This window comes from Janthinobacterium sp. SUN026 (genome assembly GCF_030397625.1).
In the GTDB taxonomy this organism is placed as follows: Bacteria; Pseudomonadota; Gammaproteobacteria; order Burkholderiales; family Burkholderiaceae_D; genus Janthinobacterium; species Janthinobacterium kumbetense.
The window spans coordinates 156,297-170,109 of sequence record NZ_JAPQNU010000001.1; the positions used below are offsets into that span (position 1 = coordinate 156,297).

Genomic DNA, 13,813 nt, shown 5'->3' on the forward strand with positions numbered 1-13,813 from the left:
CTTAGTCGCTGAAGTGGTCGAAAGACGATAAGCGCAGGTCGAGCGGCTGCCCCGTTGCATCCACCAGCCGCAGGCCCGCCTGCGCCTCGATGCTGCCCACGCGCGTGACGGGCGTGCCGCAGCTTGCCGCCAGGGCGGCGATGGCGTCGCGCGACGATGTCGGCGCCGTGAAGCACAGTTCATAGTCGTCGCCGCCGGCGGCCGTGTAGCGGCGGCGCACGCTGGCCGCTTGCCGCGCCAGCACGGGGCCGGCGGGCAGGGCGTCGACGTCGAGAGTGGCGCCCACTTGCGACGCTTTCAAGATATGGCCCAGGTCTCCCACCAGGCCGTCCGAGATGTCGATGGCCGCATGCGCCAGGCCCGCCTCGGCCAGGGCGCAGCCCAGCGCCACGCGCGGCGTGGGCGTGTGCATGCGCGCGGCCGCAGTCAGCAGGTCGGCGGGCGCCAGCTCCTGTTCCATGCGGTAGCCGGCCAGCGCCAGGCGCGCGTCGCCGATCGTGCCGCTGACCCAGATATCGTCGCCCGCCACGGCCGCGCTGCGGCGCAGGGCCTGGCCCGGCGTCAGTTCGCCAAACACGGTGATGCAGATATTTAAGGGGCCCTTGGTGGTGTCGCCGCCGATGAGTTCGCAATCAAAGGCGTCGGCCAGCGCGAACAGACCGTCGGCAAAGCCGGCCAGCCAGGCCCGTTCCGCCTGCGGCAGGGCCAGGGCCAAAGTAAATGCGACGGGACGCGCGCCCATGGCGGCCAGGTCGGACAAATTCACGGCCAGGCTTTTGTGACCGAGCATGCGGGCGTCGGCGCCGGCAAAGAAGTGCCGGTCCTCGACCAGCATGTCCGAGGAGATGGCGATCTGCTTGCCCGCGCCGGGCGTGAGCAGCGCGCAATCGTCGCCGATGCCCAGGGTGGCGCGGCCGGGGCGCTGGCGCACGAAATATTGTTTGATCAGGTCGAATTCGGAAAGCGCGTCGTGTGGGGCCATGGTTCGTCTGCAGGTTGAGTAAGGGTGTGGCGCCACTATTATAGGCTGGCCTACAATGCCCGTCTTTGCCAGCCTTGTTCATTTTTCTATGCCCCTACACGATATCCACACCGTGCTGCAGTCGTACCTTGACGATGGCTGGCTGCGCGAACCGCAGGCCGTCGGCCTGGACACGTTTACGGCGCCGGAACTGCTGGCGCGCGGCTTTGATGAACTGTGCGACGGCGGCCAGCTGTGCCTGTATGAGGATGAGCGCTGGTTCCGCCGTGCCGGCCGGGCCGTGCAGGCCTCTTTCAAGGTGTATCTGCAGCAGGGCCGCTTGCACGCGAACGGGCTGGAGCTCGGCTATCAAGTGCGCCTGGCCAGCGTGCTGCGCGCGGCGCGGCGCCCCCTGCCGCCGTTCCGGCTGCTGCTGGAAAGTGGCGCCCACAGCGGGGCGCTGCTGTTCGACAGCGGCCTGGTGCTGCAGTTCGCGACCAACCTGCATGGCGCGCCCCGCCATTATTTCCTGACCCTGGTCGAGGGGCAGTTGCCCGATCCCGGTGCGGGCGAACTCGACCTGCGCGCCGCCAGCGAGGGCCACGTCCAGGCCCTGTATGGACACTGCGCGCCGGAAGAATTGCAGCGCCAAGCCCGGCGCGGCCATGCGGCCCTGCGCGAGCTGGCGCGTCTGCTTTCCTAAACTTAAACTTTCTTCGCCTGCGCCATGCCGTGCAGCAGCTTGGCCAGCAACTGGTCGAGCTGGCGCTGCTCGTCCGAATTCAAAGCCGAGAGCATCGCGCGCTCGTTGTCCACGTGCAACAGCACCAGCCTTTCAATCAATTCCAATCCCCTTTGCGTCAGGGCCACCAGCACGCCGCGCCGGTCCGTCGGATGCTTTTGGCGTTCGATCAGGCCGGCCGCTTCCAGGCGGTCGATGCGGTTGGTCATGCCGCCCGAGGACAGCATGGCCGCCTCGTACAGGGCCGTCGGCGTCAGCGCATATGGCGCGCCCGAGCGGCGCAGGGTGGCCAGCACGTCGAATTCGCCCGGCTGCAAGCCGTGTTCCGCAAACAGGGGGTTGAGCCAGTCGCGCGCCATCAGCTGGGCCACCGTGCCCAGCTGGCCCACCAGCTGCATGGCGTTCGTATCCATCTGCGGCAGTTCGCGCTGCCATTGTGCGGCGGCAAATTGCGCGCGCGTGTGTTCTTGCGGGGTATCAGTCATGGTGCCATCCATTTATCTCGACATCAAGATACATTTCTATCTTTATGTTAAGATACTTTTCATCGAGTTATTTTATATGACGCATTAAACCATGTGCCTCCCAGCGAGGCAAGGACTACTCTCCCATGCCATCCGAACGCCCCGTCTCTTCCCCGCTTTCCTCGTCCGCCCTGGTGGTGGCCGCCATCATCCTGCTGGGCCTGAACCTGCGCCCCATCCTGGCCGCCATCGGCCCCTTGCTGGACAGCATCCAGGCCGGCACGGGCCTCAGCAATGCCGACGCGGGCTTGCTCACCACCGTGCCCGTGTTCGCCATGGGCGTGTGCGCCTTGCTGGGCGCGCAGCTGCAGCGCCGCCTGGGCGTGGCGCGCGGCATCGGCATCGGCATCGCCATCATCGCTTGTGCCTGCGCGCTGCGCTGGCCCCTGCACGGCAGCGGCGGCCTGATAGCCACGGCGGCCCTGGGCGGCCTGGGCATCGCGCTGGTGCAGGCGCTGCTGCCCGCCTTCATCAAGCGCCATTTCCCCGCGCGGGCAGGGCAGCTGATGGGGTTTTATACGACGGGCATCATGGGCGGCGCGGCCATTGCCGCCGCCTCCGCTTCACCGCTGGCGCAGTCGCTGGGTTGGCAGGCGCTGCTGGCCCTGTGGGCGCTGCCCGCCGTGGCGGCCGCGCTGCTGTGGCGCCGCGTGTCGGCCTCGCGCGTGGACGTGGACGTGGCCGGCGGCGCCGGCGCCAGCCTGCCCGTGGGCAGTGGCCGCGCCTGGCTGCTGATGGTGTTTTTCGGCATCGGCACGGGCGCCTACACCCTGGTGCTGGCCTGGCTGCCGCCGTTTTATACGGAACTGGGCTGGAGCGCGGCCGACAGCGGCTTGCTGCTGGGCGGCCTGACCCTGGTGGAAGTGCTGGCGGGATTGGTGATTTCCAGCGTCATCCACCGCTTTCCCGACCGCCGCATCCTGCTGCTGTCCGTCCTGCTGGCCGTGCTGGCCGGCCTGGCTTGCCTGATCGTGGCGCCCGCGCAACTGGCGCTGCCCGCCGTAATATTACTGGGCTGCGGCATCGGCGCCCTGTTTCCCCTGTCGCTGATCGTCAGCATGGACCATGTGACGGACCCGGCCGGCGCCGGCGCGCTGCTGGGTTTTGTGCAGGGCGGCGGCTACATCATCGCCAGCAGCATGCCCTTCATTGCCGGCCTGATCCGCCAGCATTCGTCCAGCCTGGCCCAGGCGTGGATGGTGATGGCCGCCGGCGTCGTGGTCTTGCTGCTGATCGCCGTGCGCTTCGCGCCCGGTGCTCATCTGGCCCCGTCGCGTTAGCGTGCGCTTGCCGGGTGCCGGCAGCTGCTATATTTCGCCCATGAACATCGTCGACCATTATTTGGCAGGCTTGCGCCAGGCCATGCCGCCCGAGCCGCTGGCGGAGCTGGCGCTGGCCAGCGGCGCCAGCGCGGCGCAACTGGCCAGCCTGCGCGAAACGTATCCGCTGTGCCCGGACAGCCTGCTGCGCTTGCTGGGCCAGTACAACGGCACCTATTATCAGGAGTATCCCGGCGGCACGGTGCTGGTATACATGCTGGGCTCGGACGTGTTCGAGTATCCGTATTACCTGAGCTCCGTCGAGCAGATCCTCAAGGATGGGCAGGCGAACCAGCGCAGCATCGCCGACATCTACGGCCATTACCTGGACGACGACCCCGGCATTGTCGACGCCCGTATCGACGCCGGCATCAAGCAGGGCCAGCGCGTGTGTTTTTCGCATTGCATGAACAATGGCGGCTCGTCGCGGCTGTATATCGATTTCACGCCCACGGCGTCGGGCAAGGTGGGGCAGGTGGTGCGCTTCCTGCACGATCCCGACAGCTACCTGGTCATCGCCGACAGCTTCGACTCGTATTTGCAGATGCTGATCGATGACGGCTATGCCTTCCTGACCGATGAAAATTTTGAATAACCGGGCCGCTCCGCCCTCCCTGCTGCCCGCCAACCGCCGCATCGTGCTGTCCGGCGAGGATGCGCTGCGCATCCTGCGCGAGATCGAATTCCTGCTGCAGTCGCTGCAGCACATCGGCCGCCATTATTATCCCGACGGCGACGATGACGGCGCCGATGCCCTGCGCCGCGCGCAGTATTGCGCGGAGACGACGCGCTTCATCGACGCGCAGCAAGCGACGACGCGCCTGGCGCTGATGCGCCGCATTTTGTCCGCGCCGTTCGACGGCACCCTGGGCGCGGACGACATGGACGATATCGAGCGCGCCGTCGCCGCGCTGCCGCTGTGGCGCGCCGCCGATATTCCATCATAAAAACTAATTGAAATCTAAAATTTGATAGTTTTTCCTGTTCAGGACGTTTGTGCCGCCGCACGGCCTTACAATGCTAGGTTATGCGTTTTCGTGATATCAGACTGTGGCTAGCGGAAAATACCTAGCTAATTGAAAGAATCGGTCTGATAAAATCCGGAACACCCGATCGACCAAACAGGAAGGCAGCACAGCATGGATTCGTCATCTGATAAAAAAGAAGAATTGCGTCAACAATTGCGCTTGGCCGCACTCGAGTATCACGAGTGCCCGCGCCCCGGCAAAATCAGCGTGACGCCGACCAAACAACTGACCAACCAGCGCGACCTGGCGCTGGCCTACTCGCCAGGCGTGGCCGCTCCCTGCGAAGAAATCGTCATCGATCCGGCGAATGCCTATAAATATACGGCGCGCGGCAACCTGGTGGCCGTCATCACCAACGGCACGGCCGTGCTGGGACTGGGCAATATCGGCCCGCTGGCCGCCAAGCCGGTGATGGAAGGCAAGGGCGTGCTGTTCAAGAAGTTCGCCGGCATCGACGTCTTCGACATCGAAATCAACGAGATGGACCCGGACAAGCTGGTCGACATCATCGCTTCGCTGGAACCGACCTTCGGCGGCGTGAACCTGGAAGACATCAAGGCGCCCGAGTGCTTCTACATCGAGCGCCAGCTGCGCGACCGCATGAAGATTCCCGTCTTCCATGACGACCAGCACGGCACCGCCATCATCGTCGGCGCGGCCATCCTGAACGGCCTGAAAGCCGTCGGCAAGAAGATCGAGGATTGCAAGCTGGTCGTGTCGGGCGCGGGCGCCGCGGCGCTGGCCTGCCTGGACCTGATCGTCGACCTGGGCTTCCCCCTGAAAAACATTTACGTCACCGACCTGGCCGGCGTCGTCTACAAGGGCCGCACGGAACTGATGGACCCGGACAAGGAACGCTTCGCGCAAGACACGCCGCTGCGCACCCTGGCCGAGATCATCCCGGACGCGGACATCTTCCTTGGCGTGTCCGCCGGCGGCGTGCTGAAGCAAGACATGGTGCGCAAGATGGCGCCGAACCCGCTGATCCTGGCGCTGGCCAACCCGAATCCGGAAATCCTGCCGGAAGAAGTCAAGGCCGTGCGCAGCGACGCCATCATCGCCACGGGCCGTTCGGACTATCCGAACCAGGTCAACAACGTGCTGTGCTTCCCATACATCTTCCGCGGCGCCCTCGATTGCGGCGCCACCACCATCACGCGCGAGATGGAAATCGCCGTCGTGCACGCGATCGCCGACCTGGCACATGCCGAGCAGTCGGACATCGTGGCCACCACCTACGGCATCAGCAACCTGTCGTTCGGTCCCGAATACCTGATCCCGATGCCGTTCGATCCCCGTTTGCTGATCAAGATCGCGCCGGCGGTCGCCAAGGCGGCCGAGGATTCGGGCGTCGCCACGCGTCCGATCAAGGACTTGCAAGCGTACGCGGACAGCCTGCAGCAATTCGTCTACCGCAGCGGCACCTTCATGAAGCCGCTTTTCCTGATGGCCAAATCCACGCCGGCCGAACTCAAACGCATCGTCTACGCCGAAGGCGAAGAAGAGCGCGTGCTGCGCGCCGTGCAAGTGGTGGTCGATGAAAAACTGGCGCGCCCCATCCTGGTCGGCCGTCCACCGGTGCTCGAAGCGCGCATCCAGAAGTTCGGCCTGCGCCTCAAGCAAGGCGTCGATTTCGACGTCATCAACCCGGACTTCGACGAGCGCTATCGCGATTACTGGAATACGTACTACGCCATGACGAGCCGCAAAGGCGTTACCGAGGAATACGCTAAACTGGAAATGCGCCGCCGTCACACCCTGATCGGTTCGATGATGATCCACAAGGGCGACGCCGACGGCATGATCTGCGGCACCTTCGGCACCACCCAACTGCACCTGAAATACATCGACCAGGTGCTGGGCAAGCGCGCCGGCAGCAATGTCTACGCCGCCATGAACGTGCTGATCATGCCGGAACGCCAGCTGGTGATGGTCGACACGCACGTCAATGAAAACCCGGACGCCGACCAGTTGGCCGAGATCACCATCATGGCCGCCGAAGAGATGACCCGTTTCGGCCTGTCGCCGCGCGCGGCCCTGCTGTCGCACTCGAACTTCGGTTCCAGCGACAGCGCCTCGGCGCAAAAGATGCGCGCCGCGCTGGCCATCATCAAGGAACGCGCGCCGGACCTGGAAATCGACGGCGAAATGCACGGCGATACGGCCCTCGACAGCAAGCTGCGCCAGAAAATCATGCCGAATTCGGCACTGAAGAACGACGCCAACCTGCTCGTCATGCCGAACATCGAATCGGCCAACATCGCCTACAACCTGGTGAAGACGGCGGCCGGCAACGGCATCGCCGTCGGTCCGATCCTGCTCGGTTGCGCCAAGCCCGTGCACATCCTGACGCCATCGGCCACCGTGCGCCGCATCGTCAACATGACGGCCCTGTGCGTCGTCGACGCCGTGGCACAGCGCAAAGCCTAAGCTGTTAGCTGCCGCCTGATAGCCGCGCCATCCGCAAGGAGGCGCGGCTTTTTTTACATGGGCGACACGGGCAGGGCCGCGGCGGGCGGATGGCGGCGCAGGTAGTAATGGCGGTACAGCATGATCTCGCCCCATACCAGCAGCAGCGCCGCCAGCGCGAACAGGCCCAGCGTGATCTTGAGCGAATTGAAATAGGCGCCGGCTTGCCGTTTGATGGCGTCAATGAAGATCATCGGCACTGACTTGTCGAGTTTGCTGAAGTCGGCATGGCGCGCCACGTCGGTGGTTAGGCGCACGGCCAGGTCGGTGCCCAGCGCGGCCAGCTCGCCCGTCGCCTGGCCACGGAAGTTGGCGCCCTTGAGCGCTTCGCCGAGCAGGCCGACCCTGGCGATCAGCTGTTCCTGCAGCACCTGCGTCAGCAGCACGCTGCCGCGGCGCAGAATGAATTCATTGATCCAGCGCGCCTTGCTGCGTTCCCAGTAGCTGCTGGACGTGGGCTGGTAATACATGCCTTGCACGAACGGTTCGAGCAGGCTGCGCACGCTGATGGGCTGGCCCGGGGCGATCAGCTTGACCTGCTGTTCCAGGTAGACGCGCAGCGCCGGCATCTGCGCTTCGACCACGGGCTGCAAGTCGCGCTCGAGGGCCTGGTTGACCACGCGGTGCACGCTGTGCACGGCGCCAAATCCGGCACCGAGGAGCGGCAGCGCGAGCAGGATCAGCACATAGCTGAGCTTGGCGGCCACATGCCAGGCGCGGGGACGGCGCACCAGCAGGCATTTTCTGGCCAGCTGGTAGCAGATGCCGAGCGCCAGCACGAAGCCGGCCGCGCTGCACAGCAGCATCCACGGCAGGGCGGACCACAGCAGTTCGCCGCCGAACGGCACCAGGCTATTGCCCCAATTGAGGAGTTGTTGGTTCATGTACATTGCTTTGATATGGATAAACAGGCAAGTATACCCATTGTGCAACGACATGGAGCGCGCTTGGTGTCAGTGCGCCATCAGCACCGGCAAGGTCATCTGGCGCAGCACGGTTTCCGTCACGCCGCCCAGCAGGATTTCGCGGAAGCGCGCGTGGCCGTAGCCGCCCATCACCAGCAAGTCCGCATGCACTTCGGCGGCCATGGCCAGCAGCGCCGCGCCGATGTCGCCCGTGGCGACGGCCGGGCGCACTTCGACGGGCACGCCATGGCGGCTCAGGTAGGCGGCGATGTCGGCGCCTGGATGGCGCGCCGGCTGCGCGTGGCCGACCGGCGGATGCAGCAGGGCCAGCACCACCAGGCGCGCCGCGCGCAAGAGGGGCAAGGCGTGGCCGATGGCGCGCGTCGCTTCCATGCTGCCATCCCAGGCCACCACCACCGTGTTGTCCACTTGTGCGAACTGGCCGCTGCGCGGCACGATCAGCACGGGACGGGCCGCGTTCAGCATCACGTAGGGCACCAGGTCGCTCATGGCGCCGGGCAAGGCTTCGCTGTCGTCGTGCTGGCTCAGCACCGTCAGATCGCTGTAGCGGGCGCTGACGGCCATGCCGCCATCCTCGTCGTCTTCGATCAGGCGGCGCTCGAGCGAGGCGGCGCCGGCCTGGCGCGCCAGCGTCTCGAACTGGTCGAGCGCCTGTTCCGCTTGCCCGTGCAAGGCTGAAATCTGCGCCGCCACGGCGCCGCCGCGCATGCCGCGGTTGTTTTCCAGGGTAAAGCGCGACATGCCCGTCATGGCGGCGCCGATCAGGTGCGCCTGGTGCGCGTGCGCCAGCCGCGCCGCGATGGCGATGCGCTGCGGCGCATGGCGCGACAGGTCGGCGTGGACGAGGATGGATTTGTAAGCCATGTTGTCACTCGGTAGTCAGGATGGCAACAAGGCTAGAACGGCAACACGGGCAAGTCCAGCATTGCCGTGCTGGCCGGGGCTTTTCTTATGCTGGGCTTGATGTAAGTCAAAAAAAGAGAGGTCAGGGCCATCTGCAAGTGCGCAGCCAGGAATTTGCAAGCTGTTTGATGTGCATCAAAATGCCCGCCCCAGCGCCAGCCATAATGGCATTGAACTCCTGGCCCCTCCAGTGGTCTGCATCGGCGCCGGCGCCATCTGTCCGGCACTTGCTTGTGTGACGCAACAACGCTGGCCGTGGCGGGAGTTCACTCTTCAAGCGGGCGCGTGGTGTTCCGCTTTCTCTGCCCAGCGCAGCCGGATGGCGTCGATGGCGGGCAGTTCCCCGACAAACAGGTCGACCAGCCGCGCATCGAAATGGCTGCCTTGTTGCGCCTGCAGATAGCCCACGGCGTCCGACACCGACCATGCGCGCTTGTACGGGCGCACCGAGGTCAGCGCGTCGAACACGTCGGCCACGGCGACGATGCGCCCCGCCAGCGGGATCGCTTCACCCGCCAAGCCGTTCGGGTAACCGCTGCCATCCCATTTTTCATGGTGCGACACGGCGATGGCGCGCGCCAGCGCCAGCATGCCGCCTTCCGCATGTTCGCCGATGATGTCGCCGCCGATGCGCGCGTGCGTCTGCATGATGGTCCATTCGTCCGCGTCGAGCTTGCCCGGCTTTTGCAGGATGCGGTCGGGGATGCCGATCTTGCCCACGTCGTGCATGGGCGCCGCGTGCAGCAGGTCGTCCGCGGCGGCCTCGTCCATGCCGGCGGCCACGCCCAGCAGGCGCGCGTAATGGCTCATGCGGATCACGTGCAAGCCTGTTTCATTGTCCTTGTATTCGGCCGCCAGGCCCAGGCGCTGGACGATCTGCAGCCGCGTTTCCTTCAATTCATCGATGCGTACCAGCGACAGGTGCGTGCGCACGCGGGCGCGCACGATGGCGGGGCTGAGCGGCTTGGTGATGTAATCGACGGCGCCCGCTTCAAAACCGCTCAGTTCGTCGCGCATGTCGTTCAGGGCCGTGACGAAAATGACGGGAATGGCGGCCGTCAGCGGCGCGGCCTTCAACTGGCGGCAGGCGTCGTGGCCGCTCATGCCGGGCATCATCACGTCGAGCAGGATCAGGGCCGGGCGCTCCTGCTGCGCCAGTGCCAGCGCCCGCGCGCCATCCTTGGCGAACAGCAGCGCATAGTCGTTCTGCAAGATCTGGCGCAGCAATTGCAAATTGGCCGCCTCATCGTCGACGATGAGAATCACGGGCCTGGCTGGTGCATTCATGGGGACTCCGGGGCGTAGGTGTGCAGCAAGTCGTGCAGCAGCGACTGTGCCAGGGGGAAATCAAAGTCGTCGATGGCATGCAGCAGCGGCGCTAGCTCGTCCGCTTGCGCGCCCATGGCGTGCTGCAACTGTGCTTGCGCCGCGTCGTCGAGTTCGCCGCGCCGCAAGGCGCTTAACAGGGCATTGGCCGCTTGCCGGACGGCGGGCGCGTCGATGGCCGCCGCCGTAGCCGCCGGCAAGGCAGGCGGCGCCAGCCGGGCGATGGCGGCCGTTGCCGCCGGCCATTGCGTCAGCAGGGCGCCCAGGATCTCGTCGAGCTGCAGTGCCGTGGCGGGAGCGGTACCGGGACCGGGACCGGGACCGGCGCAGCATTGCTCCAGCGCCGCCAGGCTGGCGGCCAGTTGCTCCAGTCCCAGGTTGGCGGCCACGCCACGCAGTTGGTGGCTGTGCGACAAGAGCGCCGCGTGGTCGCGCGCTTCGATGGCGGCCAGCAGGGCGGGAGGCAGGCGCGGATGCTCGCGTCCGAAACGGGCCAGCGCCGCGCGGTAGGCGCTGTCGTTGCCGGCCCAGCGCTGCAGGGCGCCCGCATGGTGCAGCACCCGTCCGCCAGCGGGGGGCGGTGCGAGGCTATCGTCGGCCGGGTCCGCCGCCAGGCCCAGCACGCGCGCGATTTCCAGTGCCAGCGCCTGCCATTCGACGGGTTTGGTGGCGAAACCGTCCATGCCGGCCGCTCGCGCCGCCTTGCGGTGCGCCTCGAGCACGCTGGCCGTCATGGCGATCACGGGCACGCGCGGGCGTCCGTCGCGCAGGGCGGCGGCACGGATGGCTTGCGTGGCGGCCAGGCCATCCATGTGCGGCATTTGCAAGTCCAGCAGCAGCACGTCGAAGTCATCCTGCTGCGCCAGCTGCAAGGCTTGCGCGCCATCGCCGGCCGTGACCACCGTGTGGCCACGCTTGCCCAGCAGTAAGCTCAGCAGTTCCAGGTTTTGCGGCACGTCGTCGGCGGCCAGCACGCGCAGGGGCGGCAGGCGCACGCTGCGCCGTTCGCTGGCGGGCAGCGCCGCCTGGCGCGCCGGCAGCAAGGGCAGCATGACGTGGAACACGCTGCCGTGCGGCAAGGCGGCATCGGCCCAGATGCGCCCCTGCATCAGGGTCACCAACTGCCGGCTGATGGTGGTGCCCAGGCCCGTGCCGCCGAAGCGCCGCGTGGTCGAGGCGTCCGCTTGCACGAAGGGATCGAAAATGGCGTCGCGCCGTTCCGCGGGGATGCCGATGCCGCTGTCCTGCACCAGCAGGTGCAGCTGGCCATCGTCGCGGCGCGCCGCCAGGCTGACGACGCCGCCGGGCGTGAACTTGATGGCGTTGTCGAGCAGGTTGCCCAGCACTTGCCGCATGCGCAATTCGTCGCCATGCAGCATGGCCGGCAGTTGCGGGTCGTACTGCACCTCCATGCGCAAGCCCTTGGCGCGCGCATGGATACCATACGTGGACGCCAGTTCGTCGACCAGCGCCAGCAGGCTGTAGTCGCGCAATTCCAGCGCCACGGCGCCCTTGTCCAGCTTGGCAGTATCGAGCACTTCGTTGAGCAGGCGCAACAGCGAGCGGCCGGACTGGCGTACGGTATCGAGGTGGCGCCGCTGCTCGGGCGCCAGCGGCGAGTCGAGCAGCACATCGGTAAAGCCGAGGATGGAATTCATCGGCGTGCGGATTTCATGGCTCATGTTGGCGACGAAGCTGGCCCGCGTGGCGGCCGCCAGCTCCGCTTTTTCCTTGGCCATGCGCAAGTCTTCCTCCATTTGCCGCCGTTCGCTGATGTCGAGGATGACGCCGTCGACCCAGCGCACGGCGCCTGCCGCGTCATGCACGACGGTGCCCCGCTCCCACAGCCAGCGCGCCGTGCCGTCGGCATGCAGCAGCCGGTATTCGAGCAGGTAGGGCTCGCCGCTGGCGACGCTGCGGTTGAAGACGTCGATGACGTAGGCGCGTTCTTCGCTGGCGATCAGGCCCGTGATGGTGCGGCGGGGCGCCGCGCCGAGAAAGTCGGCGGGCGGATAGCCGGTGATGGCTTCCACGCCGTCGCTGATGAACAGCATGGGCTGGTTTTCCGCCGTGGTGCAGCGAAAGGCGATGCCGGGCAGATTGCCGATCAGCGAGCGCAACTGCTGCTCGCTTTCGCGCAGGGCGGCCAGCATGGCGCGCCGTTCGCTGATGTCCGTAATGAACAGCACATATAAATCCTGGTCGGCCAGGCGCGCGCTGGCCATCGAGCGCTGCACGGCGACCGGCACCCCATCCTTGCGCAGGTAGACGATTTCCTCGCTGGTGTGGACCGCCTCGCCTTCGCCCGTGCGCAGGTAGTGCAGCAGGCCCTGCTGTTCCGACTGGCGCACGTCGCTGACCAGCAGGCTGACGTGGCGGCCGACAATTTCCGCCGCCCGCCAGCCGAGGATGCGCTCGGCGGCGCCGTTGAAGTCGACGATGCCGCCATGCCGGTCGATGGTGATGACGCCGTCGACCGTGCTCGTCAACAGCGAGCGCGTCCAGTGTTCGCTCTGGTTCAGGTGGCGAAACAGTTCGCGGTAGCGCAAGATGCCCACGGCCGAGGCGACGAGGATCGTCAGGGCGATGGTCAGCAGGGTCACGCTGATCACCAGCATGGGCCGGTTGGCATCGGCATCATTGCCTGGGGGAATTGTCCCCACGAAGCGGGCGGCTTGCATGCCCATGTAATGCATCCCGGCAATCGCGCAACCCATGACGCCGGCGCTGATCAAGGTGCGCCGCGAGGCAGACACGCGGCCGCTCCAGCCGCGCAGGCCGAAGCGTATCCACAGGGCCACGGTGGCCAGCGCCACGGCAACGACGAGCGACAGCGCGAACAGCAGCGGCTCGTAGCGCAGCGACAGGCCCATGCGCATGGCGTGCATGCCCGTGTAATGCATGGCGCCGATGCCCAGGCCCACCAGCAAGCCGCTCCTGAGCAGCAGCGGCGCCGTGACGGCGCGCCGGCTGATGGTGGCCAGGGCCACGAACGAGGCCGCCACGCTGGGCACGATGGACAGCAAGGTCAGGCCCGGATCGTAGGCGACGCTGGTGCCCGGCTCGAAGGCCAGCATGCCGATGAAATGCATGGCCCACACGCCGCAGCCCAGCGCCAGGCTGCCGGCCAGCAGGCACAGCAAGTGCAAGCGGCGGCTGATGCTCGCCTGCGCGCGGCTGTACGCCGTCATCTGGAACGCCATCCACGACGTGAAAATGGCGATCACGAGCGACAGCAGCACCAGGCCCGGCGCATGCTGGCCGTGGTGCAGCTGGGCCGGATCGGCGGGAAGGTGGAACAGGTGCTGGACGCTGGCAGGTATCATCGTGGGCAGGCAAATAGAGCGTCGTGGCGCTGAAAACAGGATCGGGGCCGGCCATCGCTGCGGGTGGCCGATGCAAATGACCTTACCAGATTTCTGGAAACAAATATCTTATTTGTAATTATTTTCTCTGTCGTGCAAGCCGTGCGCAGGCGAAAAAGTGGGGCGCAGGCCTCGCCGCACCAAGGGAATGGCGGTGCGGGCGAAGAAGTTTCCATCAGGAATTGTGTGGTTTTTTTGCAAAGTGCGACGTCTTGCCGGACGTCATGCTACATTCGCGTCCTGCTTTTTT

Annotated in this window: 11 protein-coding genes; 5 read left to right on the plus strand and 6 right to left on the minus strand. The window is 66.1% G+C overall.

All coding sequences use genetic code 11. From position 1 onward, the window contains the following. Window position 1 precedes the first annotated feature (1 nt). Entirely contained in the window at window positions 2-982 is a 981-nt protein-coding gene (thiL, locus tag OX459_RS00790; RefSeq protein ID WP_289903337.1) for a thiamine-phosphate kinase, read from the minus strand. A gap of 88 nt (window positions 983-1,070) precedes the next feature. Here thiL and OX459_RS00795 point away from each other — a divergent pair, with 88 nt between their 5' ends. After that, window positions 1,071-1,664, plus strand: coding sequence for a hypothetical protein (locus OX459_RS00795; RefSeq protein WP_099666385.1), 594 nt, complete (start codon window positions 1,071-1,073; stop codon window positions 1,662-1,664). 2 nt (window positions 1,665-1,666) lie between these two features. On the opposite strand, the gene OX459_RS00800 is transcribed toward OX459_RS00795, so the two are convergent. Then, window positions 1,667-2,188, minus strand: coding sequence for a MarR family transcriptional regulator (locus OX459_RS00800; RefSeq protein ID WP_289903338.1), 522 nt, complete (start codon window positions 2,186-2,188; stop codon window positions 1,667-1,669). 125 nt (window positions 2,189-2,313) lie between these two features. On the opposite strand from OX459_RS00800, the gene OX459_RS00805 reads away from it, so the two are divergent. From OX459_RS00805 to OX459_RS00820, 4 genes are all read left to right on the plus strand, one after another. Further along, window positions 2,314-3,507, plus strand: a complete 1,194-nt coding sequence (locus OX459_RS00805) for an MFS transporter (RefSeq protein ID WP_289903339.1) — start codon at window positions 2,314-2,316, stop codon at window positions 3,505-3,507. A 40-nt stretch (window positions 3,508-3,547) separates the two neighbouring features. Beyond that, complete coding sequence (locus OX459_RS00810; protein ID WP_289903340.1) at window positions 3,548-4,141, plus strand: SMI1/KNR4 family protein; 594 nt, start codon at window positions 3,548-3,550, stop codon at window positions 4,139-4,141. Then, window positions 4,125-4,493, plus strand: a complete 369-nt coding sequence (locus OX459_RS00815) for a hypothetical protein (RefSeq protein ID WP_289903341.1) — start codon at window positions 4,125-4,127, stop codon at window positions 4,491-4,493. The genes OX459_RS00810 and OX459_RS00815 overlap by 17 nt, the downstream gene beginning before the upstream one ends. A 192-nt stretch (window positions 4,494-4,685) precedes the next feature. Continuing rightward, the gene (locus OX459_RS00820; protein ID WP_099666388.1) at window positions 4,686-7,004 is read left to right on the plus strand and encodes an NADP-dependent malic enzyme; all 2,319 of its coding nucleotides are present in this window, start codon (window positions 4,686-4,688) and stop codon (window positions 7,002-7,004) included. Window positions 7,005-7,057: 53 nt separating this feature from the next. Here OX459_RS00820 and OX459_RS00825 read toward each other — a convergent pair whose 3' ends face one another. The 4 genes from OX459_RS00825 to OX459_RS00840 all read right to left on the minus strand — a co-directional run bounded on the left by OX459_RS00825 (window position 7,058) and on the right by OX459_RS00840 (window position 13,524). After that, window positions 7,058-7,927: a hypothetical protein gene (locus tag OX459_RS00825; protein WP_289903343.1), complete on the minus strand. Its 870-nt coding sequence runs from the start codon at window positions 7,925-7,927 to the stop codon at window positions 7,058-7,060. A 69-nt stretch (window positions 7,928-7,996) separates the two neighbouring features. After that, window positions 7,997-8,833, minus strand: a complete 837-nt coding sequence (locus OX459_RS00830) for a universal stress protein (protein ID WP_099666390.1) — start codon at window positions 8,831-8,833, stop codon at window positions 7,997-7,999. A 312-nt stretch (window positions 8,834-9,145) separates the two neighbouring features. Continuing rightward, entirely contained in the window at window positions 9,146-10,159 is a 1,014-nt protein-coding gene (locus OX459_RS00835) for an HD domain-containing phosphohydrolase (RefSeq protein WP_289903344.1), read from the minus strand. After that, a complete protein-coding gene (locus OX459_RS00840) occupies window positions 10,156-13,524 on the minus strand; it encodes an MHYT domain-containing protein (protein ID WP_289903346.1) in 3,369 nt (1,122 codons plus the stop codon). The genes OX459_RS00835 and OX459_RS00840 overlap by 4 nt, the downstream gene beginning before the upstream one ends. Window positions 13,525-13,813: the final 289 nt, after the last annotated feature.